Below are 25,953 nucleotides of genomic sequence, written 5' to 3' on the forward strand. Positions count from 1 at the left end.
CTAAACTTGTCTAATTCTGTTCCCTTGTCAGGGGAATTTGTAGGCATTAATACAACTCTTCACCCCTAAGCTTTATTAAATAGTACGTCAATATCCTCCCACCCATATGCCACTTCTATAAATTTCTCTCCACCAATCGTAATTGTTGTTTGATCAATTACTTTACCGCCAAGTCGCTCGTAAAAAAGCTTCGAACGATTTTGCTCAAGGACCCAAATAGGCATGGAAGTAAATCCGGTTGTTTGTAATTCAGTTGCCACTGCACGAATCAACGCAGTCCCGATTCCCTGCCCTTGTGCTTCTTTCAATAGATAGATTGCGTAAAGTTCCCCTTTATATTTATCGTATTTACCTGTCCTCTCTCTTCCTCCCGTTGCAAAACCGATTATTTTACCATCTTTACGTTCAGCAACATATAAAGGGTTCACCCCGATTCCCCTTTTCCAATTTGCTGTACGCTGTTCGTAAGACAAACCTTCTAGATAGGATGCTGCCACGATCCCTTCATAGGTTGTTCGCCAGCTATCGACATGCACTTTCGCAATACCGTCTGCATCTCGCAGGTCCGCTTTTCGAATGAACATTAAAACGCCCCCTAAAAAAATCCATCGACTGAATAATGAATCAATGAATACAATAAAAATCATATTAATTGATAATGCTGCTATGGAAAGTAATGTGAATGACCTTATCGCTTTTATAGGTTTAACAACTTTTACCCATAAAAAGCCAAGGCGCAATAAATAATAAAATTATAAATGGATGGATTCGCATAAATGCCACCTGCTATTTTTCCATTACGTCTGTTTTTACCATTATTCAAACTCTTCTACGGAAAAATTTTTAAATACACCTAAATAAATGGTTAGTAAATACCATTCGAGAAATAATGCCAAAATCCTTCAATTGGTAAATTTACGTTCTTCCATAATTTTTATCTTATAGATTGCAAAAAGATGTCGCTAACAGTAGCGACATCCATTCAAATATATTATTAACCAATTGCTCTTTTTTCTGTTCTCTTTGCAGGAATAATGGCGAGTACATTTTCGATGCTGAACGTCCGTTTTCCTTTTCGTAAGTAGCAAAATGCACGGAAAGAGGTGTTCCCGATTTGCAGCACTTTAATTGTACGCTTCGTAATTGTCCCGTCATTTGCCATATACACCATAAGCAGCACGTCGCCAAATTTCAAAGCTTTTTCAAGTTCTTTACGCACGAACGTTCCCCTCCTTAATTTTCATTATAGAGAATGCGCGTTCGCTTGTAAAGTTGATTGTTTTTCCATTTAAGTAAACAATTTTCTACTTCTAAATAGTACGACCGTTCCTATTAATAGCATTACACCTGATAACATAAATACCATTTGAACGCCAATTATATCTGACAAAATTCCCATCATGACAGAGCTGATGCCAAAAAGGCCCGTTCCTAAAGTACCTAAAGAGGTATATACAGCAGCCAATTGCTCCTTCGGCACACTTTTTTGTATGATTGTTTCCAAAGGTATGCTCTTTAATTGCCCAAAAAATCCAATGCATAATGATAAAATTAGAGCGATAATAGGGAAACGATTAAAGCTAAACAGCAATGTTACGACGCAACACGCAAGCGAGCCAATGAAGATAGAAGTTCCTACCCTCTTTTGAATAAAAGCAGCGTATTTTATACAATAGACACTTCCAATAATTAACCCGAAAAAGAATGCTCCGTTAATAAACCCCCACCATTTTTCATCTACGTTTAATGCATCGCTTACAAAAACATACAATATAGCGGCAATCCAAACTGTCCCTGCAATTGTTTCAACGGATTCAATCCAGGCGATTTTCCGCAAGACAGGCGTTTGAAATAATTTAATCCAGCCTTCTTTTATTTGCTCCAACTTTCCTGTTTCCTCGTTTTTCTGATGAGTTACATTTTGGAGTAGGCATAATAACATGCTTGATATCATAAATAAGCCAACTACCGCCCATGTTAGTTGAACTGGTCCTAATGCGACTAATAAAAGGCTTCCGGCAAACCACATAATCGTTTGAATCGTTTGCGTAACCGATTCAGATATACCATTCGCTTTCAACAAATGCTCATCCTTTACGTAATGTGGTATTAGCGTCTGTTTGATTGGGTTCGCGCAGCCATCAAGAAAAGCAATCATCCCGATCATTATAAAAAGCAAATAATAATTGGAAACTGTAATGGCATGTAAGGACAAGCAAAGAAAAGTGAGCAATACTGTTTTGCCGATTTGTGAACTTGCCAAGATCCATTTCAGATTCACTTTTCCGATAATTAATGGCGTTAACAAACTTGATAGAAACATAGACGTAGTAATTGTAAATGGAACAAATGAAGATGCAGCTGCCGAACCTGTTAAAGCAAAAATGGTACTAATAACGCTGAGCATATAAAGCACGTCACCAATATTCGCAATCGACTGGCCGGTTACAAGTAAAAAATAGTTTTTATTAAATTTCATATATATCTCCCATTGTTTAAAGCTTACATTACTTATTTTCGGGGGTTTTTAAATTGGACGAAACATCTCTATCATTCTCCTTTACGTAACGGACAAATCGGGGGATGAATTTATCGCAAATTTTGATTGCTACTGTATAGTGAAATTTCTGTTTTACTTGGCGATCGGTTTGCTTTATCTTGTCGTTTCTTGAAATTCAATGTCGACTAACTGTTCAGTTTCCGTTAGATATTTTACGTTAACGATCATACCGAATTCCCTGTTACCTTCTTTTAACCACAGTTTAAACTTTTCAATCGTCATACCATCATGCACCACTTTGCCTATGTGCAAGTAATCAATCACATTTGCGTTCGGATATTTTAATGCCGTTTCTTTAATGGCGATCTGGGACCATTTTGCATAAGAAGGAATTTGTTGTTGTGCAGAAACATTTGGCAACAGAATGCTATGTACTGAATGGGCTGTTGCTGTAATGGCAAATGCAATGAATAATTCTTTCCTCATTAAGCACATCTCCTTTTGAATAGGATGAATCATTCTCCATGAATCATTCTATATTGGAGATGCTTTAAACAAGATTCTTAGTAACTGCAATTTAATTTGCGATTATTACTTTTAGTTATAATGGATTTTTAATTGGTTCCATCTCAATTTCCAATTCTTTTGGTTGATTCGATTTTTATAAATGGCAATCCGTTCTTTCTTCTTTTGGAAGTGAATAGTAGGCTTAACTTCTAAATTTATTAAGTCCTTGATGCCATGGGGTGCTGTTAATACGATACGATCTTGGTCATCCAATTTTACTCCAATAGCGGTAGCTGTTTCAGGAAACTTGGAGATCGCATCGACAGATGATTGATATGGAGGCATATTGCTTTTCACATGCATTCTTGCTTCATTCTTTACCGACCAAGGGACAGTTGGGTTAAGAAAAGATAATTTTTCTTCAAGAAATAGATCTGCAGCTTCGTCTATATTTTTTGGATCAAAATAAATCACATCGATATCTGCAAGGGGCGTTCTTTCTTCGAAATTATGTAATATATCCCATACTATTGATCTAACAAAGCCGGCACAAATCCACCAATCCGGTAAGTGTAAAGATTCAACTAATTTTAAAAGCTCCATCATCCATTTGTCTTCTTTAATAATAGATATGATTTTATTCTCATCTAACACTAGGACTACCTCTTTCCAATTCAGTCTGTCTGTCTCGTTGAAGAAACTAACTCGGTACGATTCAAAGTACTTCTGACGAACGCCGCAAACTTCTCTTCTTCCTCAAAAAATGGATAATGATTGCTATAGTCAAATGAAGTGAATGTAGCATTTGGAAGGCATTCTGCTATTTCAACACCGAATTTATGCGGGCATTGGGCATCGTATGTACCTGCATATATATAAGCCGGTAAGTCAATTTGTTTCAAATCATCCCTGACATCATACGTCTTGCAGTCCACTTTTCTGAAATACGTCAATCGATCCCCGACCGTCTTGCCACTATTTGGTTTCTGAAAAGCCAACTCCATTTTCTCTTCCGAATGAAAAGACATCAAATTCCATTCACGGCCTAAAGCACGCCTTTCCTCCAATGCTACGTCTGGTGTATCGAGTCGATTCATTATTTCAACGATGCGTTCGAAATTCGGATTTTCTCGACAATAAATACTGTCTGGATCTGCACTATATTCAATGCTTGCAGCAGTGCCGCCAGCGATAATTTTCGTTAATGATTCTTTTCGCATCACAGCATATACAAGAGATAGCATGCCTCCTGTCGAATGTCCTGCAAATCCCCATTTCGGCAAATGGAGCGCTTCTCGTATCGCTTCCAAATCTAATACGGACTCTTTCATACTATATTGCTCTTCTGATTGTGCACACTCTGATTTCCCTGCTCCGCGTAAATTGATGAGGTAGACATAATAATAATCCGTAAAAGGATTTGCGAACGCATTTCCACGTTCATCATATTCACTGTATAGATGAGTGACGGCTAACGGCTCGCCTTCCCCTTTTTCAAAAATTTCAAACGTTCCTCTCGCCGTTTCAACGAATCTTTGTGTCCACATGTCAGAGCCCCCATAGTTCGATATTTTCTAACTATAATTAATTATAACTTTCCTATTTATGAAAAGAAATAGAAAAATAACCAAGCATAGTTACCGCTTGTAGTATAAGTATACTGTCATTGATAAGTATTTTGTGTTCACAAACGCAAGGAGATTCTCTGTGCACTTAGCTGCACTTTGTGCTCGCTCCTATACGTGCAGCTGCCATTATCAGAAATGCTGTGATCGGTAAGACGATTAAAGTTCTTAACAAGGTTTCTTCATTTACTTGTTCGATATTCCAAACTGAAACAATATGAAAACTACTAAATATGATTGTAAATAGCAGGCCGCCAATCATTAATGGCTGCAGTTGCTGTTGAGCAGGAATAAAAGTACTCGCACCAATTCCTAAACCGATAAAAATCGATAAATAAGCATAATTCAAGTTACCTATATCCCCGTCAATAAAAGCTTCACCAGTTGTCCATACTAACAAAATAGCAGATCCGTAAACGACTACGAATGAAGCAATCATCCCAATAAGAAAATATTTTAAAATAGGCTTGCTCAATTTGAAGTCCTCCCTCTCTTATGTAAGTATTAATAACTCTTCAATACTATTACGTTTTCTGTTGCGAATAGTAAACAAAAAAAAGAACCCTTTCGAGGTTCTTTTAAAAAAATTCTCGTTCAATATCGATCAACCGTAACACCTAAGACGGCAGTCCTAATATAGGGTGCATCCAAAAATTGTTTTAATTCATTAGGTTGCCCTGTCACAACAACACCTATAATAGGCAAACTTTCAGCTTCCCATTTACCCTTATCTTTCAATGCATTTATCATCTTCTTTGTTGGTTTTTTATACTGTCCACCATTTTCCTCTAACCACTCTAATTGCTGGACAAAAGACGTAGGTCCGCTTGCTTGAGAGAACCCGAACGTATCAAATCCAATAAAACCAGTTGCATCATCGCTGTTCAATTCCTCTTTCGAATATGTATCCACCCAGAACCAGCTTATATGATTCGAAAACATTTTTTCAACCTCTTTAATTGAATAAGAACGATCAAATGAAAAAGCGTATTCAACAACTTTCTTTTCATCAATTTCAAACAGTAAATTCCGTTCGTCAGGAAGATATTCATAATTTATGGTCGGGTGAAAAAACTCTATAACACGCTCTCCTTGATAATATAGAGGGATTCTCTTGTCAGTTATTGTTCCCATACCAAACATATTGAGTGATTTAGTCGAATTTGAACTTCCGAATATCGTAAAGGACTGCTGCCGTTTACCCCAAGGGAAAAGAATTCCATCCATATTTTTAATTTGTTCATTTACCGCTGAAGCACCAAAAGGCGAATAAATATACGACGTTCCTGCGTCCTCGACATTTGCCCCCTTTACATAATGCCATGCATTATCAATTTCAGATTGGCGTTCTAAACGGTATTGCATTATATACGAGCCAGCCATATATACGAATGTGAGAGATAATAGGCTGACCAAAACTGAAATAACAATATTTTTTATGTATGAAGTTCTTTTTGCCTTTTTTACAAGTTTCGAAAAGTCAGGATCATGAAAAGATAATCTTTCTTCTTCCATTTATATTTGCCTCCTAAATTTACTTATAAATTGCTTCCTTGCTCGATATAACGTAGTTTTAACTGAATCTGGTTGCATTCCATACATCTCAGCAATTTCCTGTATGGTCAAACCGGTGCTATATTTTAGTATTAAAAATTCACGATGCTTGCTGCTTACCTTTTGTAAAGTTTCTGTTATCTCTTTGCCAGTTTCTCGCTGCAAAACTTCTTCTTCGGCTGTTATCCCCTTAGATAACTGTTCCATATCAATCGATAAAATATGCTCTTTTCTTCGTTTTTGTTTTCTGCATAAATCGTAGTATTCATTGATCGCTACGCGAAATAGCCAACTTTTAATTGTATTAGGCTGTATCACATCCATATATTTAATAAATTTATAAGCAGTGTTTTGGATAATATCTTCTGCATCTTCCCTAGTGGCACCCATCTTTATTAAATAATTTAGGACAATCTGTAAATACTGGAATAGTTTTTTCTCTAATGTCATTTCATCCATTTTCAACCTCCCTTTTCTATAACGTTTTTGTACGCAAAAAGTGAACAAGATAATAGTAACCTTGAAAAAAGTGCCGTTAGGGGCACTTTTTCAGGGGTATGATAACATTTCTACCGCATCATTAAGCTGTAATTGTCCAATATCCCCTTCTTTTCGCTTCCGGACGGAAACCTTTTGATTTTCAACTTCCTGATCACCAACAATCATCATGTAAGGAACCTTCTGCTTCTCTGATTCCCTAATTTTCAACCCTATCTTTTCCGCACGGTCATCTATTGTTACGCGATATCCCTTTGCAACAAGCTCTTTCTTCACTACTTCGGCATAGGGAACATGCCTATCAGCTATTGGAATGATTCTCACTTGTTCAGGTGCGAGCCATAATGGGAATTCCCCTGCATAATGTTCAACTAAGATTGCAAGAAATCTTTCGACTGAACCGAAAATCGCACGATGGATAATAATTGGCAACTCAAGTTCATTTTGTTCATTAATGTATCGACAATTGAACTTCCCAGGCATTTGAAAGTCCAGTTGAACTGTACCGCATTGCCAGCTTCGTCCTAACGAGTCCAGTATGTGAAAATCAATTTTCGGACCATAAAATGCTCCATCTCCTGTATTAATTCGATAGGCCATTCCTCTTTGTTTCAATACTTTTTCAAGCGATTGTTCTGCTTCATTCCACAAATCGATAGAGCCCATATAATTTTCCGGCCTTGTCGATAATTCGACTTCATAACTAAAACCGAACTTCGAGTAGATCTCGTCGATCAAATCCAATACACGATCCACTTCCCGTTCAATTTGATCTTTTCGAACGAATAGATGTGCATCATCTTGTGTAAATGCCCGAACTCTTAGTAGTCCATTCAATGAACCAGAAAGTTCGTGACGGTGTACCAATCCTAATTCTGCATAGCGAATCGGCAACTCCCTGTAGCTTCTCCGTTTATGGTTGAAGATGAGCATCGCCCCAGGGCAGTTCATCGGTTTCAATGCATATTGCTGTTCGTCCACATCGGAAAAGTACATGTTTTCATGATAGTGATCCCAATGTCCGGATTGCTCCCATAGCTCCTGTTTCATCATAATCGGCGTTTTGATCTCCTCATAACCCGCTTCCTGATGCTTCCGTTTCCAAAATTGCTCCAACTCATTTCGAATAATCATTCCTTTTGGCAAATAAAACGGCATGCCCGGTGATTCCTCTGACGACATGAACAATTCAAGCTCCTCGCCTAATTTACGATGGTTCCTTATTTCAATTTCCTTTTGTACTGACATTGTAATTCCTCCTATTTTATTTATAATTTAAAAAACCGCATTCCTCCCAAATAAAGGGACGAATGCGGTCGTGGTGCCACCCTACTTCCACCATGCTGAAACAATAACTTGTCAAGTAAAACAAGTACCATGGTGCTCAAAGGATAACGGTCTCCCGATCATAGTTTTCTGCCAATGCAGTCCTCTATAATAGCTCAAAGGTGGTAAACCATTTCTTCCACTACGGAACTCTCAGCTATCATCCCGTTCTCTGTAAAGCTTTCAAAATGGTTCGTGTCCTTCTCAGCGCATATTATTCAGTTTTAACCTTTTGTAACAAATAAAAAACCGCATTCCTCCCAAATAAAGGGACGAATGCGGTCGTGGTACCACCCTACTTCCACCATGCTGAAACAATAACTTGTCAAGTAAAACAAGTACCATGGTGCTCAAAGGATAACGGTCTCCCGATCATAGTTTTCTGCCAATGCAGTCCTCTANAGGATTTTCAGCTATGATCCTGTTCTCTGTAAAGCTTACGAAATGATTCATGTCCTTATCAATGCATGTTTATGAATTTTAATTGTATTGAATTATATGTGAATAGTTTATGAATGTCAAGGACAATTTGTTATTTTTGTGCGAGGTGAAGAAAAGCATTGCACGAATGCATCCGTCAATAATACTGAAGTCCTCTGCCGCTCTCAGCAATTGCATGAGCGAGACGAATTGTTGACACTGCCAACTCTGCGTATGTCACTTCACGAGTAGGACTGAAATGATTTTGTTCAGCTTTTATAAGACCCATCGAGCTTGCCATTGCTACATAGCCCGTATTTTCAGTTTGTATTTGATCGGCATCTGAAAAGCCAAGCTTATATATACTGTTGTCTTTTGCTGCCCGCTCTAATCCCAAAACGCGGATCATCCAAACGGAAAGTTCTTCTCTTGTAATCGGAGCATCAGCATCAAATGTTGGGCGATCTGCTTTGATTATACCCATTCCAACCGCACGTTCGATCTCATCATATAGAGGATGTTGAGGGTCAATATTTTCAAAGGTTTGATTCGTGCTTTCCTGGCCGTAATAACTATTGCCGTGATAGAAATACGTAAGTGAATTTAGGATTACTTTCAAAGCTTCTCCTTTTGTAATTGCAGAATCGCCAGTGAAGTTCTTCACATCTTTTACTTCCATCACTTTGGCGTTAATTAAATAATTAAGTTCTTCTTCCGCCCAAGGATGTGTAACAGTTATTGAATCTTTGTTGCTAAACATGTTATTCCATTCCCCTGTAGTTGCATTTATATAACTAAATGGATCATCATTAAAAACCGGCGTATAAATTAAATCATAATGGTTTTCTTGTTCAGCTCTCACATGGTTCATATACGAAAGCTTAACATCAAGTGCCTCTTCCAAAATGGCCTTTGCCTTTTGCTCTGAAATCACTTCCTCACTGGATGGCCAATTATCTATTTCTTGATAATTGACGTATAAACTGTTTAATGAACCATCCACATTGATCCCTACACTAATTTGATCGCCTGCAACAATAATTCCATTCATAATTCTTGGAAAAATAAATTGGTAGGTACCTACCCTTTCGTCATAATAAGGTTCTTCGATCGGCATTGCATAATTGTGCAAATAAGAAGGGGTCCATTCTTTTAAATAGTTTACGGCTTTAGTAAGCGCTTCCTGTTCGGGAATCATTTTATCTATTTTTGGAGCTTCTCCAATATCCCTCAAAATGTAATCCTTCATGTCGTAGTATTGGATGATTTCTCCAGTATTTTTATTAATCTCTATACTAGATCCAGAGCTTCCATTTGCATAGTTATACGTATAATGTACGTTGATGACTGCCTGCCCGTTATAGTTTTCGATCTCCTGTATGGATTCAATTTTTAATTTTAGTTTATCTGAATCAATCGCTAGAAAACGTTCAGCAATTTTCTTCGCATCTTCTACAGTAATGCTCCCTTGTTTTACTGGGAATGGATTTGCTGCAATTGGATCAATTTTTGTATTCTTCGATAATTCTTCTGCATATCCGTTTGTTGTCATCCATTTCCCTGATATCGCTTCAATCCCTGTCAATTTCGCTGTTGGGCGATAGATGAGTTCTACACTCCGGTCTCCAGTTGGGTAATTATAGTTTATTTGATAATTTAAATCTACAGCAAGATTTTCTTTTACCTTTTTTAGTATGACCTCTTTATCTATGATTTTTGTAACGTCACTAAAAGTAACAGATTTTAACTGTGGAGATATTTTGTAAAAATTAACGACTTCACCATTTCCTAAAACAGACACTTCCACTCTTTGATCGGCAATGGGAACTTCATTTTGTGTACGTGTGTAAATAAATGAATAACGAATTGGCTCTGTTAATATTTGTTGCGGATAATACTGTAACGCATCTGTTTCTAATTGATAGTCTTTTCCATCGAGAAATTTCTTTATGAAGTTTTCTGCGATTTTCTTAGCTTCTTCTTTTGAAACTTTTGCTGGGAATAATGCATCTGTTATAGTAGGCGGTTGATAGGAAAAGTATTCAATCTCCAGTTCATTCCCAATAAAGCCTACATTACCGTATACTCGTTTCCCGTTAATTGTCTTACTAAAATATAAATCATGCCGCACCGTTTCATCTTCTGGATAAATATGCGCGCTGCTCACTTGAAAATCATTATTCGTTAAATAATCAAACTGATTTGGGAACATTTTTCGAAACTTCTTGATCAACTCATCTTTTGTAATGACAGCATCAGTCGCAGCAACTTGAATCTTCGCCTTTTCTGGTTGTCCATTCGTAATAGACGAAGCATCGGCAATCGATGAAAACAATCCAAAAGACAAAACAGAAGAGGTTAACATTATACCGACTTTATTCATTTTCATTCAAAAACCTCCTATATTCAAAATTTCATTTTATCTACGAAAGCGATCTTTAGATTGTATGATTGTCCAATGAAGAAAAGACATAGCTTTGACTAAAAAAGCATATTTTTTCTTTAAATAATAATTGAAAAAAGGCGCCCGATTTTACTCGGACGCCTTCTTTGTACTTATTAGTTATTTTTCATTTTATCACGAAGGACCATTTGAAGGATTCCACCGTGACGGTAGTAGTCGATTTCAACTTCGGAGTCGAAACGAGCCAATACGTCGAACTCTTTAACAGAGCCGTCTTTTGAAGTTGCTGTCACTTTCAAGATATCACGAGGTTTTACGCCTTCTGCGATGTTAACGCTAATTTCTTCTTCGCCAGTAAGGCCAAGTGTTTCTGCGCTATCTCCATTCATGAATTGAAGTGGAAGAACACCCATCATGACAAGGTTTGAACGGTGGATACGCTCATAGCTTTCCGCGATGACTGTTTTGATGCCGAGTAGTGAAGTACCTTTTGCAGCCCAGTCACGTGAAGAGCCCATGCCATAATCTTTACCTGCAATGATTGCAAGGCCTGTACCGTCAGCTTGATATTTCATCGCTGCGTCATAGATTGGCATGATTTCTTTTGTCGGCCAGTACGTTGTGAAGCCGCCTTCTGTACCTTTTGCAATTTGGTTACGAATGCGGATATTCGCAAATGTACCGCGCATCATGACTTCATGGTTACCACGGCGTGAACCGTATGAGTTGAAGTAACGTGGTTCTACACCGCGCTCGCGCAAGTATTTACCAGCTGGTGTATCTTTACCGATCGCACCTGCAGGTGAAATATGGTCAGTTGTGATTGAATCACCGAACTTACCGATGACGCGTAGGCCTGACAATGTTTTAATATCGCCCGGTTCTTTCGAAAGTCCTTCGAAGAACGGTGGGTTTTGGATATATGTTGAGTTTTCATCGAAATCGTACAAGGAATCATCCGTTGTTTCGATTGCATTCCATGCTTCGTTTTCAGTGAATACGCGTGCATACTCTTTACGGAACAAGTCAGGTGTAACCGTCGCTTTTACGACTTCCTGCACTTCTTCCGATGTTGGCCAAATATCTTTAAAGTAAACATCTGTGCCGTCTTTCGCTTTGCCGATCGGATCTTTTTCGAAATCAATGTCGACTGTTCCAGCAAGCGCATAAGCTACTACAAGCGGTGGTGAAGCCAAGTAGTTCGCTTTTACGAGTGGGTGGATACGTCCTTCGAAGTTACGGTTACCGGATAGGACAGATGAAACTAACAAGTCGTTTTCTGTAATCGTTTTTTCGATTTCAGGAAGAAGTGGACCGGAGTTTCCGATACATGTCGTACATCCATAACCGACTGTGTTGAATCCGATTTGATCCAGGTATTTAGAGAGACCGGAGTCTTCCAAGTAGCCAGTAACGACTTTTGAACCTGGTGCAAGTGATGTTTTTACATATGCAGGAGGTGTAAGTCCTTTTTCAACAGCTTTTTTCGCAACAAGCCCTGCGCCTAACATAACGTAAGGGTTGGAAGTGTTTGTACAAGACGTAATCGCTGCAATTGCAAGGTCTCCAGTTTTCATGCCTACTGTACGGCCGTCTGCAAACTCGACTGTTCCTTGTTTTTCGAATTCTTTAGGCGTCAATCCGAAACCTTGGTTTCCTTCAGGAGCCACTACGGAATCTCTGAATGAACGCTGTAATTCAGAAAGTGGAATCAAATCTTGTGGACGTTTAGGACCAGATAGATTTGCTTCAATTTTTGTAAGATCGATTTCGATCACTTCTGTATAAGTCGGATCTTCTTTATCTGCAGTGAAGAACATGTCATTTTCTTCAAGATATTTCTTGACAACTTGAATATGCTCTTCATCACGTCCTGTTAGACGCATATAATCAAGTGACTCTTCGTCCACTGGGAAGAATCCACAAGTTGCACCGTATTCAGGAGCCATGTTAGCAATTGTAGCACGGTCTGCAAGCGGCAATTTAGATACGCCAGGTCCAAAGAATTCAACGAATTTACCAACAACGCCATGTGCACGAAGTGTTTGCGTCACTTTAAGCGCAAGGTCTGTCGCAGTTGTTCCGTTTGGAAGTTCTCCTACAAGTTTTACACCGATCACTTCAGGAATTGGGAAGTATGACGGTTGGCCAAGCATGCCCGCTTCAGCTTCGATACCACCTACGCCCCATCCTAAGACGCCGATTCCGTTAATCATTGTTGTATGGGAGTCAGTACCGACAAGTGTGTCCGGGTACGTTTCAAATGTTCCGTCTTCGTTTTCCACTTCATGGACAACGCTTGCAAGGTATTCAAGGTTCACTTGGTGAACAATACCTGTTGCAGGAGGAACAGCACGATAGTTATCGTACGCTTTTTGCGCCCAGCTTAGGAATTGATAACGCTCAGCGTTACGCTCGAATTCAAGCTCCATATTAAGTCTTAACGCTTCAGGCGAGCCATAGCGGTCAACTTGTACGGAGTGGTCGATAACAAGATCGACTGGAATTTCAGGATTGATTTTGTTTGGATCTCCACCCATTTCAGCCATAGCTGAACGAAGGGAAGCAAGGTCAACTACAACTGGAACTCCAGTGAAGTCTTGTAGGATGACGCGCGATGGCTTGAAAGGAACTTCTGCGTCCTTATCTGCATCCTTGCCCCATTTTGCCAAGTTTTCAACGTGTTCATCTTTAATTACATAGCCGTCATGTTGGCGCAAGACGGATTCAAGTAGCACTTTGACTGAGTAAGGCAGTCTTGAAACATTTGCAATGCCGGCTTCTTCGAGAGCTTTTAGACGATAATAATTATACGTCTTACCATTCAACTCGAATGATTGGCGGCTATTGTGCAAGTTGCTTTTTGCCATTGTGATTTCCTCCTTTATCTACTGAAAAGGCCGTAAATAAGCATCTTTTCTCTACTCCATCATATTACAGCAATGTTCATAAGTAAAATACTTATAATTTATAGTCTATCATAAGAAAATCGAATGACTCATTATCTGTTGCGTTTCAGCTTCTTACTCTCCTAAAATCTCTCTAAAATAAGAGGTCATGAAGACGCCATACGGATCAAATTCCTTACGTAACTTTTTGAAAAGATCAATTTTCGGATAAAGCTTGACCATTTCTGTATATGTCAAATTATTCATTTTGCCAAAATGTGGTCTTCCCCCGTAAGATTTCATAATGCGATTTACCCATTTGAAATACGGTCCATTGTCCATTCCTTTGTACATATGAAAAGCGATAAATGCACTTTCTTCCCCTTGTGTAGGGCTCAGTAATGCATCTTCGCCAGCTGTCGTTCGGCATTCAATCGGAAAGTGAACATAAAAAGGATGTGCTTTCAATAATTCATGCATTTCTACTATGCACTCTTGAAACCTTTTTAGAGGAATGGCATATTCAGTCTCTGTAAATTTGACTCGTCTAGGTGAAGGGAAAATCTCGAAATAAAGTCCTTTTTTATCGCTATTCGGAATGGCTGATGCTGCAATTTGGGTCATTTTGCGAGAATAGGCCGGTTTTAATCGGCATAGCTCTGACATTAATTTAAAACCGGCTGTTTCGACAACTCCATTTGAAATAAAATCAATCGCCTTCGACTCTTTGCTTTGTTTTACCAATGGGACATCGTTCATCTCTTTCACTTGGACATTTTCATTTCCAGGAAAGTAAAACCATTCCATATGTCTATTCTTATATAATGACTCATCCCATTCTGCTATAGCCATATTAATGTTAACCTTTCTGCTTGACACGTGCAGGCTATAGAGTGGAACCGTGCGGAAGGTGAGTTTGACAAGAACCCCGAAAAGGCCTAAAGAGACACTTAACGCTTTGGACAAATCATCGTCTGCTCTTCTATGGTGACGCAAAATACCGTTGCCGTCGATATACGTCCATGCAACAACTTGGCTAGACAAAGAACCGAATTTAATCCCTGTTCCATGCGTACCGGTGCTGACAGCGCCTGCCAAAGTTTGCTGTTGAATATCTCCCATGTTTTCAAATCCCATGCCGATCTCTGATAGAATTGGCGCTGCTTCGTATAAATATGTACCTGCCCAAAAAGTAGCTTCCATCGCTTCCCTATCGAAGGAAACCAATCCTCTTAATTTGTCCAGTGATACCGCTTCATCATCAGGACACGCAACTTTGCTAAAAGAATGCCCTGCACCGATTGCTCGAAGGGTCTTCCCCCGAACTCTGCAGCTATCGACCAATTGCTGTATGTCCTCAATCGACTCCGGATAATGAAAATAATCGAGCGATGCTGTAACATTGCGAGACCAATTCGTCCATCTACTACCCTTCTTAACGGTCAAATGAAACATCCTCCTTCTCCCCTGTACGTTTTAAAGGCTTTCACATATTTGTCTCCACGCCTTCCGTGTATTTTTAGAAATCGTTCACAAAGCTCCCCAGCCTTTGCATGGCGGAAAAACACTGTATCTCCAACCGATAGAATACGATCCTTGTCCAATAATGGCGTTTGGACTTCTCCCGGCCCTTCATTTTTTAATAAATACAGGTTGTTTGGCCAAAAAGGTACAGGTGCTTTATCTATGCCGATTGCTCCTGAAGCCGTATAACCTCCGCCATGACAAACAGCGATTCCATCTTCTGGAATTCGAGTGACCCGAAGCGCATAAGACGCAGCAGGTTTAAAAGGCAATTGTTTATACCTTGAGAAAAGCGCAGGAAAATAAAAAGCGGATCCGATCGTCAGCTCTGTCACTTCTTTTGCCTGAACAGTAAAATCTATGCTGCCTGAACCGCCACCGTTAACAAATTGAATAGATGGACACGCTTTTTTTATTTGATTTACTGTATCTCTCCGAAGCTGTCCAATCAATGTCATCGATCGTTTTTTTAGAAATTGAATTAACGGCTGCTGCCATCGTATGACCGGCCTATCCACAACACCGGCGATTTGTGCTTCATAGCCCATGATTCCAATGACTTCCGTATTGGGGAACTCTTTCATTTTCATTAGAAGACTTTTGACATCTTCTACCTGCTTCAGAGAAGAGCGCTGCGTACCGAAATAGATCCATTTGAAATCAGTAGAGACATTCACATCGATACATACTTTCAAAACAATATTATGTTGTAAACCGATTTCATGCAGTAAGCGCCAATGCTCCTCACGGTCGATCATGAATGTTATGTCCGCACCTTGGGCAATATAAGGAATCATTAGCTCAATTGACTCCCTTTCCATTTGCGGATAGCCAAGCAAAATGTGAGTGAATCCTCTTTCAAGCAAAAAAAGAGTCTCTTGGCAATCAAATGTCATCCATCCTGAATGATTGTCCAATCTTTCTGCAATGTATTGAAGCAACTCTACCGACCGGATGGATTTTGTAGCAATTCGAATATCTTTTCCTTTCGACTGGACATTCACCATTTTAATATTCCAGTCCAGAGCTTCGAGATCAATGCAAGCAAATGGCCGAGCCAAATGTGCAAATGCGGTCAATGCTTCATCCAAATGATCACCTCCTTTACTTAAATCAATATTCTATTAAGTATATTCTGAATCTAATGATGAATCAATACTTCGGTTCTTTTAAATAATCTATTGTACTTGTATATCTATTAAGATGAAGGAACTTCTAGTGCTTGAAAAATTATAGTTTTTTAAAGAAGTTGTGTCTTTACACATATATATACTGCAAAATCATTGTGAGTATGGCATGATAATAAATGAGCAACTAAAAGGGAGTGTATATATTGAAAAAGGCATTATTGGTCATTGATTATACGTATGATTTTGTCGCTGAAGATGGTGCTTTAACTTGTGGTCATGCAGGGATTGCTCTTGAGCAGTATATTACAAATCTGACGAAATCATTCTTGGAAAAAGAAGAGCTCGTAATTATGCCTGTTGACGTACATGAGTTAAATGATCCTTTTCATCCAGAGTCAAAACTGTTTCCACCGCATAATATACGGGGGACGTCAGGAAGAGAACTGTACGGTAAACTTAAGAGCTTATATGAAGAATATAAAGAAAAAATTCTTTGGATGGACAAAACACGCTACAGTGCGTTTGCAGGTACCGACTTGGAAATGCAATTAAGAGCGCGCGACATAGCCGAATTGCATTTAGTCGGTGTATGTACGGATATTTGCATATTGCATACCGCTGTTGATGCATACAATCGTGGCTTCGATATTGTTGTCCACGAAAAAGGAGTCGCAAGCTTTGATCCTGCTGGGCATGAATGGGCTCTACGCCATTTCAAAAACACTTTAGGCGCAACTGTTTTACACTAATTTCCCATCTTTTTTCAGTCTTTCTTTTGCTTATTATGTTTGATGTATCGAAATAACGGATATTACAAATACTACAGAGGCAATTATGAAATACTGAAAAGGAGATGAACAAAATGAGTTTTATTTGGTTTTTGATCATTGGAGGCGTAATCGGTTGGCTCGCTGGCCTTATATTAGGTAAAGACATTCCAGGGGGCATCATCGGCAACATTATCGCCGGTATCATCGGTGCATGGGTTGGTGGAATGCTTCTCGGTAACTGGGGACCAAGAGTGTCCGACTTCTATATTTTGCCGGCACTTTTAGGAGCGATTATCCTTGTCTTCATTGTGAGCCTCATTATGAAATCCATGCGTAAAGCGACTTGATTTAACGCTATATTTTAGCGAAAGTCATCGTGTCATTTTCACAAACATCGTATGAATTCGCAAAAAAATCGATATGCAATTCCATATCGGTGTAATTCAATGTAAAAACGTTGGAGCCCCCTTCAAGGGATTCCAACGTTTTTACTGTTCTTGTCCAGTTTCTAGCGCAATCCGATGGTTTTCAAATTCATTGAAAAACCAGAGGACATCTTCTACGTACTTTTCACTTCGATTATAATGGAAAATTGCTTTTTCAATTTCCCCTTCAGCTGCCCCACTTTTGGAAAGATAATTGGCAGCACTGAAAATGGCGTCTTCGATATCATATGGATCGGCAATACCATCCCCATTTGCATCGACTCCGTATCCGCCATATTTCTTTATGATTTCCGGATTGGTTTTGTCTTCTTCTGGGATATTCCCTTTTCCTAATCCATCACAACCAGGATATCCCCAACCAACAAAAGTACAAGGCATAAATTGCATATGACCTTCCGCACCAGCTGGCGATAATAGCGGATCCATCGTAGAGAATCGTGTTTCAATCCGATGGTGGGCTGCTAAAAGCGTCCAAGGTATTCCATATTTTTCGGCTGCGGATTTATAAATGGGAATATATTCTTCTGGAATTTCCATTGCAGTATGTCGTTCCTGTATATCCAATAATGTGCTTGCAGACTTTTTTATAAGTTCTGGATGCTGTATGCCCGTCCAAATTATTGCGGTCAATGTAAAGGTAATGACAGCGATCGGTATCAATAAGACAATCATCAAGAGCTTTGTCTTAACAGATAACCCTTTCTTTTTCTTTTTACTCACTGCACCACCCTTTTCCTTCTATCAATCGTATCCCAAAACAGATTTTTGAGCAGTATCCCGAAAGGATTTATTATAGTTCAATGGAATATATGGTATCTGCTGAACTATAAATTCCAATGGCCATCCCGCCTTCTAAGATTTCGGCAGCTGACGCTTTGTCTTTAGATTGAATATCAAAGATTATTCTTTAATAAGTGCTTTCACATCTTTTATCATTTCCTCATATGGAACGTTTTCTACACCGTTGTAAGTTTTGACCGAGACACCTTCTTTATTGACTAGGCTATAAGTAATGCCGTGTGTGATATCGCCCCCCTCTGGAGATCTTAGGACAGCGGTCTTAAAAGAACCCATAGCCAAATCCTCAATTGTTTTGGGGCTATATCCGGTCAACATTACCCATTTGCTTTGATCGACTGGATCAAAAGTATCCAAATACTCTTGCAGCACTTCTGGTGTATCGTAATCTGGATCTACACTGAAGGAAACAATTTTATAGTCTTCGACGCCTTCCTCTTTTAACATACTTTGAAAGTCAGTCATGTTAGCCATCATCGGCAAACAAACGTCAGGACAATTAGTATAAATAAATTGTGCAAGCCAAACAGTTCCTTTCAAATCGTCAAGAGACACTTTTTCATTTTGTTGATCGGTAAATTCAAAGGGCTCGATCTTATACTTGTGGTCTGCTTTGAATCCTCCAAATGAACATGCTCCCAATACGAGCATGCATGCCATTAAAAAGCCCAAAAAAGTTATTTTTCGCATATGCAAACTCCTCCACTTTTCAATACTTACTTTATCATAGTGGATGGGAGTTTATCAAACAACCGGGGGTTACTCCCAAACTTGTCCAAAATTTGTCGAAAGATTGAACTTCACTTCACATTCATTCCTTTTTTAAAGAAACGAGGGCGCTATGGATCGCTTCTAATTTAGACTCAATTCGGTGCAATAGATAAAATGAGACGAAAATCGGAAAGCCGATTTGCTGAATCAGTTCTAACCATTGTTCCATTTAGAACGCCTCCTTCCTAATTATGCAGCGTAAGCAGAAAACCGGTTCCCAGTGTAAAACTGTAGAACCGGTAGTTTGTTTATGCTCTTATAAGCTCGGTTACATTTCGCTCAATAAGTCGAGCACTTTTCAACGTAGCGAGTGGGGAACCATCCACTTCAAATACATTGGCATCAATAATGAGCTGCATCGCATCTTCGACTTCTTCAGATGTCAAATCTCCTCTTGGATTATCAACAGACAATGTCGTCTGCTTTCCGGCAGCAGTGTTAAAATGTAATTGTAAAGTTTTCGCCATTTGTCATACCTCCTTAATTCATAATTTCTGCTGTTTCTACTTTTTCCGCGCCAATGAAAGACATTTCAGAAAGATTCGCTAACTGTGAAAGAGCGTTGTATAAATCGTCCGCAGTTGCATCTTCCGCGATATTGCGATAAGATTTCGATTTCCGAATTATTTTCCCCTCTTCTGTCATACCACCATCAAAATACACTTTACCGACCGCCTGCCTAAATTCGATCGTCGCCATTTGCTTTCCCCCCTTTCACTTGTTATATAGAGAACAAATGAAAAAAGGATACATTGTCCGTGTATTTTTTTTAGTTTGCTCTTATAATGAGTAGTAGTATGGAAGAGGTGAAGATATTGCAAGATTGGTTTATATGGTTCATCGTTTTCTGGTGTATTGTCCTAATCGTTTTCTTCGGCATTGGCGGATTTTTTATGTTCCGCAAATTTTTGAAGGTGTTCCCGAAAGATGATGGCAAATCTACACTTGATTGGGAAGAACATTACGTCAACGAGTCCCTTCATCTTTGGAACGAAGAAGCGAAGCTTATGTTAAATGAACTCGTGTCCCCTGTTCCTGAGCTGTTTCGCGATGTAGCTAAACAGAAGATTGCATCCAAAATCGGGCAGATCGCCTTGGAAGATCGGGCGAAAACGATCGGCTTTGACCATATTATTCGCGGATATATATTAGCGACACCGAAGCGCGATCACAAATTCCTAAGGAAAAAGCTGAGCTCTATGGACGTAGATATGACCCCTTATGAGCACTTATTTAATTGATAAAGACCTCCCCTACCGCGGACATGCGGTAGGGGAGGTCTTTTTAATTGAAGTTCCTTTTTATTTTATAATACTTCACTAACATTCCAATCCGCCATGGCAATATCATGGCGAATGCTAATATCCAAAACATCCCCGCCAATTCTCCTACATCAACGGAACTGCTTAAAATGAGCTTTGCAACAAGACGTACGACTAATAAACCCAACAGGATAAATAAGAATGCTTTTGACTTTTTCACATAGAGATGATTATCTTTTTGCTCAAAATTTGTCGTCTTTATTAAAATGATCGAAAAGAGCAACCCCGCTCCGATTGCTTCAAAAATTTGAGGGAGCGCAACACGGAATTCCTCGAATAGAAACATGAGCGCCCCTGTTGACATGAACAGAGGCGGCAAAATAATTCTTTTGGGAGAAATTGGTTTATTGGCAGCTTTAGATCTTACAATGAAAGCCATCGTCCCCATGAATAAAAACAAAACGGTTGAACCGACAATTAAATAGACGGACGGTATTTTTGTAAAGACAAAATCGACTATTTCCTGCAATTTAATCATTGGTCCTCCCCCATTCCGCCAATTCGTCCAACCGTTGCCGTAGCTGATCCATCTGAACAAATCGGGCGAAGCGGGCCATTTCTCTGCCTTGATGAAATAATAGGACGACAGGTGCTGTAAATAAAGATAACTGCCCTGCCATTTCAGGGACTTCGGCAACATTCACCTTATAAAAAGGGAAAGGATAATCATCGGTCAACGCATTCACTTGCGGATAAAGCCCTTCGCATACAGAACAATGATCTGTTTTGACGAACAACAACAGTTGCGGCTCCTGTTCCAACTTTTCATTCCATTCGTTAAACGATCCGATCTCATTCATCGGCGGTTCCTCCACTTCCACGCGCACATCTCTCTATTCATTATGGCTAACACATTATCCAAAGGACAATTAAAAACCTTGGAAATCTCCAAAGATCGGGCTCAGCAAGCTTGTCAAGAACACAATGCCATCAAAAAATAGCAATAAGCCGAATGCAATCATAACATAACCACCAATTTTCATGATGAGGTTACTATTTCTGCGAATCCATCCAAGGCGCGTAATGAAGAATGATAAAACAAAGAATGGAATCGCAAACCCTAATACATACATCATCATATATAGCATGGCAGACCCCGGATTTGCTGCAGACAATCCGATAATCGCTCCTATAATTGGCCCCATGCATGGTTGCCAACCGGCAGAAAATGCAAGACCGATCAATGCAGTTCCCAAATAGCCGGCAGGGCGGTTTTTAAATTGCAAACGGTGTTCTTTCATTAAAAACTTCGGTGTGAATAAGCCGATAACCATTAATCCGAATAATACGATGAAAATTGCACCAACCTGTCTTAGCAAGTCTTTATACTGGACAAAAAAGTTCCCAATAAAAGACGTACTGAAACCTAAAAATACGAATACGACCGAAAATCCTAATAAAAAGAAGATTGTATGCAATATACCGTTGCGGTTCATCCGTTTCGAATCTGAATTCAAGTCCTCAATGGACATGCCCGTAATATAGGATATGAAAGCTGGATACAATGGCAAGACGCACGGCGATATAAAGCTTAAAAAGCCTGCTCCAAAGGCAAGAAATACGTTCACATCAGTCGTCATCATTCTCTCCCCTTCAATTTTCTTCTCCCATCGTAACAAATCCTTGAGTAAATTACGCTCATTTTGACTGTGAACAGTTTATGAACGTTTCAATTGTTACATTTGTAAGCTGTTTGCGCTTCTATCCAACCTTCTATTATGGGCGGTTTTATAGTTCTCTGTCGTTTCTCAACAGTTGAAAATCGATTAACAGCTAAGAGTTTTTCTTCTACAGTGAGTTTAGTCAAAAAACTGCACCTCAATTGTTAGATGGTGTCTAACAATTGGGGTGCAGTTCATGCATGAGCAGTCGGTTTTTTCAAGTTACATGGCATCCTCAATGAGGCCGTTCTGAAGTTGGTACATCATATAGTAGAGACCTTTTTGAGATAAAAGTTGCTGATGCGTCCCACGCTCGACAATCTCTCCTTGATGGAGAACTAATATTAACTCCGCATCCTGAATAGTACTTAGTCGATGGGCGATTGCGATCGTTGTACGCCCTTTCCGCATCTTCTCCAAACTGTTTTGGATTGCGACTTCTGTTTCTGTATCAATGTTCGCAGTCGCTTCATCCAACACTAAAATTTTCGGATTTGTTGCAATCGTACGGGCAAAAGCGACGAGCTGGCGCTGTCCGCTTGAGAAAGTGGCACCACGTTCCGTCACTTTCTGTCCGTATTTTTCCGGCAGTTTTTCAATGAATTCATTTGCTTGGACAAATTCTGCAGCAGCACGAACGTCTTCCCCGCTCATAGACTTATTATGCAATCGGATATTGCTTTCGATATCTCCGTAGAAAAGGAATGGATCTTGTAAAACTAAACCGACCTTTTTTCGGATTTCCGACTTCGGTAAGTCTTTCAACGATATGCCATCAATTAAAATTTCTCCTTTGCTATATTCATAGAAACGCATGAGCAAATTAATAATGGAGCTTTTTCCGCTACCTGTATGGCCGACTAATGCGACTGTCTCGCCGGCATTCGCTGTAAATGAAATATTTTTCAGAACATCATTTTTGCCATCATATGAAAAAGTTACATTGCGGAACTCGATTGTTCCTTCTCCGATTTCCTTCTGTCCTTCTTCATTTTGCTGCGGCTCCATGTCCGGATCATCCATTAGCTTGAATACGCGTGAAGCGGATACTAAAGCTTGCTGGAAAATGGACATTCGCTGCATCACTTCCTGGACTGGATGAAATAAGCGGCCGATCAATGTCGTGAAAGCGTAAATTACGCCGACTTCAACTGCATGATCTATTGAAAGGAAACCAAAATATCCTAAGACGAACACAATGGCAATTGCATAGAGCAAATCTATAAATGGCGACAAGAGAATACTGTCGAATTTAATATTCCGCATACCTGTCCGGTAATGCCCTTCATTAATATCATCGAATTCCTTCGCCAACCGCTCTTCCTGCCTGAAAGCTTGAATCATTCCCATTCCGGACAATGATTCCGCAATTTTGGCATTCAACTGGCTGAGTCGCTCCCGAAGATCTTGATAGAAATCCGCACTATAGTGCCGATAAACAATAATAATGATTAAGAATAACGGCAACAATAACATGGAAACGAATGTCAGTTTCACATCAAGCGAGAAGAGGGCAAAGAACACTCCAATAATGACGAAGATCGCTTGTAAAAAAGTGACCATTACACTGACAAACATCTCTTTTATCGACTCTGTGTCATTTGTAACCCTTGATACGATACTTCCAGCCGGTGTCCGGTCAAAATAGCGCATGCCCAACCCTTGTACTTTCGTAAATACATCAATACGCATTTGCTGAATAATTCTAAGAGCAATATCTTGGAAGCGCAATTGCTGGAAATAAGAAATAACAACAATGAACACTTGTAAACCGATATAAATAAGCGCCAATGTCAGCACTTCATTTTTCGGGAAATGTAAAGGTGTCAAATAATCATCGATGAACGATTGGATAATAAGCGGCCCTACGATGCTTCCCGTAATTGTCAGTGCAAGGAAGAACAATGCGATGGCAATGCTTTTCTTATGGGGAATTGCATAGCGCATCAGTCGTTTGAATACGACCCATTGATCTTTTGCCGTCAATTTAGGCTGTTTCTCCATTTGCATCATTCTTCACCCCCTTGCTCGACAAGTACTTCCAATTGCTGCAAGTCATACATTTCTTTATATCGTCCATTTAAGGCGATCAATTCTTCATGTGTACCCGCTTCTACAATCGTACCCTCATGCATGACGATAATTTTATGCGCATGCTGGATTGCACTTAAACGATGCGATGTTATAATTGTCGTTTCTCCTGTGCGAGTTTGCTTTAATGATTCGAGGATCGCTTCTTCCGTCTTGGCATCCACTGCCGATAGGGAGTCGTCCAAGATGAGCAATTCAGGCTCCATAATTAACGCTCGCGCTATGGAAACGCGTTGTTTTTGGCCGCCTGATAAAGAAACGCCTCGTTCTCCGACAATCGTTTCATACCCTTCCGCGAAGCCGACAATATCGTCATGGATATGGGCTAGTCTTGCTGCCTCATAAATCTCTTCACGATCGAGTTTTGGATTGGTAAACGCAATGTTTTCTGCAATTGTCGTCGAGAAAAGGAAATGATCTTGCGGTACATAACCGATTGATTGGCGCAAGCTTTGCTGCTTGTATTGGTTAATTGGATGTCCTCCATATACAATGCTGCCTTTATATCCTTCGAACTCACGTAATAGCAGCTTTAATATCGCTGTCTTTCCTGAACCGGTCTTCCCTACAATGCCGAGGGTTTCGCCTCTTTTCAGCTCGAAATGTACATTGCGCAATGCTGGCGTTTCGTCATCAGGGAAATAGAACTCCTCAACATCAAAATATAAATCGCCTTCCGGGCGCCCGGCAATTGCTCCCGGAACGTCTTGTATTTCCGGATCGATCGATAACAATTCCGTAATACGGCTATAAGAAGCATTTCCGCGCTCTACGATATTGAACAGGAATCCGAAAGCTAACATTGGCCAAGTGAGCAATCCTAAATATGTACTAAATGCTACCATATCCCCAATCGTCATCTGTTCAGCGATAATAAACTTTGTTCCAAAATAGAATGATAAAATATAGGAAATTGCGAAAATTCCGGATATTGTCGGATCAAATAAAGCATCCACTTTTGCGACCCGCATATTTTTTGCTACGACATCCGTTGAAAGATCCGTAAAATCGTCAATATCTTCTTTTTGCTGTCCAAATGTTTTAATCACTTTAATGCCTGAAATACTTTCTTGTGTCTTGTCGTTCAAATTAGAGAATGCCTCTTGTGCAAAGCGGAAACGTCGGCGTAGCAATCTTCCATAATAACTTGTCAAGAAAATCATAAACGGGAATGGAATGAGTGCAATGAGCGTTAGCTTCCAATTAATTGTGAGCGCCATCGTCAAAATGACAAAGCCGCCAGTTGAAATGGAGTCAACAAGTGTCAAAATCCCCATTCCTGCCGTTTGTTGCACAGCGTTGATGTCATTTGTAGCATGTGCCATCAAATCGCCGACACGTCTTTTTTGATAAAATGACGGTGACATCCTCGTGAAATGATTGAATAGCTTTTCACGCATCGTCCTTGATAAGAGGACTGCCGACCCAAAAATCATGACACGCCAATAGTAACGGGACACATACATCAAAATACCCGCGGCTATCAAAATGGCTAACCATTTCGTAAGTGTCGCGGCTGTAAGCGTTCCATCAGTAATATGGTCGACAATTAGCCCAATAATTTTCGGAGGAAGCAATTGCAATAAGGAAACGAATACAAGCGCTGCAATGCCTAGTCCATATTGTTTCTTCCTTTGTTTGAAAAACCAGCCGAGCTGTAGTAAAACTTTCACATAACTTCCCCCCTATCTTTTTCTCTGTCCTTGAATAGTCTACCA

The 25,953-nt window shown here is 39.6% G+C and carries 27 protein-coding genes; 3 read left to right on the forward strand and 24 right to left on the reverse strand.

Annotated features, from left to right (window positions below; genetic code table 11):
* Positions 1 to 65 precede the first annotated feature (65 nt).
* The 14 genes from ACFQ38_RS04090 to ACFQ38_RS04155 form a co-directional block, all read right to left on the reverse strand.
* Positions 66 to 584 (reverse strand): GNAT family N-acetyltransferase, encoded by a 519-nt coding sequence (locus ACFQ38_RS04090; protein WP_381479851.1) that lies wholly within the window; start codon positions 582 to 584, stop codon positions 66 to 68.
* Between the two features lie 410 nt (positions 585 to 994).
* Positions 995 to 1,219, reverse strand: coding sequence for a transcriptional regulator (locus tag ACFQ38_RS04095; protein WP_336823940.1), 225 nt, complete (start codon positions 1,217 to 1,219; stop codon positions 995 to 997).
* Positions 1,220 to 1,288: 69 nt separating this feature from the next.
* Complete coding sequence (locus ACFQ38_RS04100) at positions 1,289 to 2,479, reverse strand: MFS transporter (protein WP_381479852.1); 1,191 nt, start codon at positions 2,477 to 2,479, stop codon at positions 1,289 to 1,291.
* A 174-nt stretch (positions 2,480 to 2,653) separates the two neighbouring features.
* Positions 2,654 to 2,986: a DUF3889 domain-containing protein gene (locus ACFQ38_RS04105; protein WP_336823938.1), complete on the reverse strand. Its 333-nt coding sequence runs from the start codon at positions 2,984 to 2,986 to the stop codon at positions 2,654 to 2,656.
* A gap of 111 nt (positions 2,987 to 3,097) precedes the next feature.
* Positions 3,098 to 3,613 carry a nucleotidyltransferase family protein gene (locus ACFQ38_RS04110; protein WP_381479903.1) on the reverse strand — a complete coding sequence of 172 codons (516 nt, stop codon included), beginning with the start codon at positions 3,611 to 3,613 and terminating at the stop codon, positions 3,098 to 3,100.
* A 68-nt stretch (positions 3,614 to 3,681) separates the two neighbouring features.
* Positions 3,682 to 4,554, reverse strand: a complete 873-nt coding sequence (locus ACFQ38_RS04115) for an alpha/beta fold hydrolase (RefSeq protein ID WP_336823937.1) — start codon at positions 4,552 to 4,554, stop codon at positions 3,682 to 3,684.
* A 166-nt stretch (positions 4,555 to 4,720) separates the two neighbouring features.
* Positions 4,721 to 5,107, reverse strand: a complete 387-nt coding sequence (locus tag ACFQ38_RS04120) for a hypothetical protein (RefSeq protein WP_336823936.1) — start codon at positions 5,105 to 5,107, stop codon at positions 4,721 to 4,723.
* 119 nt (positions 5,108 to 5,226) lie between these two features.
* On the reverse strand, positions 5,227 to 6,147 hold the full coding sequence (locus ACFQ38_RS04125; RefSeq protein ID WP_336823935.1) for an anti sigma factor C-terminal domain-containing protein: 921 nt from the start codon (positions 6,145 to 6,147) through the stop codon (positions 5,227 to 5,229).
* Entirely contained in the window at positions 6,148 to 6,645 is a 498-nt protein-coding gene (locus ACFQ38_RS04130; protein WP_336823934.1) for an RNA polymerase sigma factor, read from the reverse strand.
* A gap of 90 nt (positions 6,646 to 6,735) precedes the next feature.
* On the reverse strand, positions 6,736 to 7,932 hold the full coding sequence (gene thrS / locus ACFQ38_RS04135; protein ID WP_336823933.1) for a threonine--tRNA ligase: 1,197 nt from the start codon (positions 7,930 to 7,932) through the stop codon (positions 6,736 to 6,738).
* A 655-nt stretch (positions 7,933 to 8,587) separates the two neighbouring features.
* Entirely contained in the window at positions 8,588 to 10,819 is a 2,232-nt protein-coding gene (locus ACFQ38_RS04140) for a YcdB/YcdC domain-containing protein (protein WP_336823932.1), read from the reverse strand.
* Positions 10,820 to 10,989: 170 nt separating this feature from the next.
* Positions 10,990 to 13,704, reverse strand: coding sequence for an aconitate hydratase AcnA (gene acnA, locus ACFQ38_RS04145; RefSeq protein WP_336823931.1), 2,715 nt, complete (start codon positions 13,702 to 13,704; stop codon positions 10,990 to 10,992).
* A gap of 153 nt (positions 13,705 to 13,857) precedes the next feature.
* Positions 13,858 to 15,168, reverse strand: a complete 1,311-nt coding sequence (locus tag ACFQ38_RS04150) for a D-arabinono-1,4-lactone oxidase (RefSeq protein WP_381479853.1) — start codon at positions 15,166 to 15,168, stop codon at positions 13,858 to 13,860.
* Positions 15,165 to 16,337 carry an alanine racemase gene (locus tag ACFQ38_RS04155; protein ID WP_381479854.1) on the reverse strand — a complete coding sequence of 391 codons (1,173 nt, stop codon included), beginning with the start codon at positions 16,335 to 16,337 and terminating at the stop codon, positions 15,165 to 15,167. The genes ACFQ38_RS04150 and ACFQ38_RS04155 overlap by 4 nt, the downstream gene beginning before the upstream one ends.
* Before the next feature lie 242 nt (positions 16,338 to 16,579).
* Between ACFQ38_RS04155 and ACFQ38_RS04160 the strand changes: the two genes are divergently transcribed.
* Positions 16,580 to 17,125 carry a cysteine hydrolase family protein gene (locus ACFQ38_RS04160; RefSeq protein ID WP_336823928.1) on the forward strand — a complete coding sequence of 182 codons (546 nt, stop codon included), beginning with the start codon at positions 16,580 to 16,582 and terminating at the stop codon, positions 17,123 to 17,125.
* Between the two features lie 113 nt (positions 17,126 to 17,238).
* Positions 17,239 to 17,493 (forward strand): GlsB/YeaQ/YmgE family stress response membrane protein, encoded by a 255-nt coding sequence (locus ACFQ38_RS04165; RefSeq protein WP_336823927.1) that lies wholly within the window; start codon positions 17,239 to 17,241, stop codon positions 17,491 to 17,493.
* A gap of 141 nt (positions 17,494 to 17,634) precedes the next feature.
* Here the strand turns inward: ACFQ38_RS04165 and ACFQ38_RS04170 are convergent, their stop codons facing one another.
* From ACFQ38_RS04170 to ACFQ38_RS04190, 5 genes are all read right to left on the reverse strand, one after another.
* Complete coding sequence (locus ACFQ38_RS04170; protein WP_336823926.1) at positions 17,635 to 18,312, reverse strand: lytic transglycosylase domain-containing protein; 678 nt, start codon at positions 18,310 to 18,312, stop codon at positions 17,635 to 17,637.
* Between the two features lie 180 nt (positions 18,313 to 18,492).
* Positions 18,493 to 19,080, reverse strand: a complete 588-nt coding sequence (locus tag ACFQ38_RS04175) for an SCO family protein (protein ID WP_336823925.1) — start codon at positions 19,078 to 19,080, stop codon at positions 18,493 to 18,495.
* 121 nt (positions 19,081 to 19,201) lie between these two features.
* Positions 19,202 to 19,330 (reverse strand): YvrJ family protein, encoded by a 129-nt coding sequence (locus ACFQ38_RS04180; RefSeq protein ID WP_336823924.1) that lies wholly within the window; start codon positions 19,328 to 19,330, stop codon positions 19,202 to 19,204.
* A 79-nt stretch (positions 19,331 to 19,409) separates the two neighbouring features.
* Entirely contained in the window at positions 19,410 to 19,628 is a 219-nt protein-coding gene (locus tag ACFQ38_RS04185) for a DUF2922 domain-containing protein (RefSeq protein ID WP_336823923.1), read from the reverse strand.
* A gap of 13 nt (positions 19,629 to 19,641) precedes the next feature.
* Positions 19,642 to 19,860, reverse strand: coding sequence for a DUF1659 domain-containing protein (locus ACFQ38_RS04190; RefSeq protein ID WP_336823922.1), 219 nt, complete (start codon positions 19,858 to 19,860; stop codon positions 19,642 to 19,644).
* A gap of 113 nt (positions 19,861 to 19,973) precedes the next feature.
* On the opposite strand from ACFQ38_RS04190, the gene ACFQ38_RS04195 reads away from it, so the two are divergent.
* Positions 19,974 to 20,402, forward strand: a complete 429-nt coding sequence (locus ACFQ38_RS04195; protein ID WP_336823971.1) for a DUF2621 family protein — start codon at positions 19,974 to 19,976, stop codon at positions 20,400 to 20,402.
* A gap of 43 nt (positions 20,403 to 20,445) precedes the next feature.
* Here ACFQ38_RS04195 and ACFQ38_RS04200 read toward each other — a convergent pair whose 3' ends face one another.
* From ACFQ38_RS04200 to ACFQ38_RS04220, 5 genes are all read right to left on the reverse strand, one after another.
* Positions 20,446 to 20,961, reverse strand: a complete 516-nt coding sequence (locus tag ACFQ38_RS04200) for a CcdC family protein (RefSeq protein WP_381479855.1) — start codon at positions 20,959 to 20,961, stop codon at positions 20,446 to 20,448.
* Entirely contained in the window at positions 20,954 to 21,283 is a 330-nt protein-coding gene (locus ACFQ38_RS04205; protein ID WP_336823920.1) for a thioredoxin family protein, read from the reverse strand. Before ACFQ38_RS04205 ends, ACFQ38_RS04200 begins: the two co-directional genes overlap by 8 nt.
* Positions 21,284 to 21,352: 69 nt before the next feature.
* A complete protein-coding gene (locus tag ACFQ38_RS04210; protein ID WP_336823919.1) occupies positions 21,353 to 22,063 on the reverse strand; it encodes a cytochrome c biogenesis CcdA family protein in 711 nt (236 codons plus the stop codon).
* A 303-nt stretch (positions 22,064 to 22,366) separates the two neighbouring features.
* Complete coding sequence (locus tag ACFQ38_RS04215) at positions 22,367 to 24,148, reverse strand: ABC transporter ATP-binding protein (RefSeq protein ID WP_336823970.1); 1,782 nt, start codon at positions 24,146 to 24,148, stop codon at positions 22,367 to 22,369.
* 5 nt (positions 24,149 to 24,153) lie between these two features.
* Positions 24,154 to 25,908, reverse strand: a complete 1,755-nt coding sequence (locus tag ACFQ38_RS04220) for an ABC transporter ATP-binding protein (RefSeq protein WP_381479856.1) — start codon at positions 25,906 to 25,908, stop codon at positions 24,154 to 24,156.
* Positions 25,909 to 25,953 lie beyond the last annotated feature (45 nt).

The organism is Sporosarcina contaminans, assembly GCF_042679045.1.
GTDB classification, from domain to species: domain Bacteria; phylum Bacillota; class Bacilli; order Bacillales_A; family Planococcaceae; genus Sporosarcina; species Sporosarcina contaminans.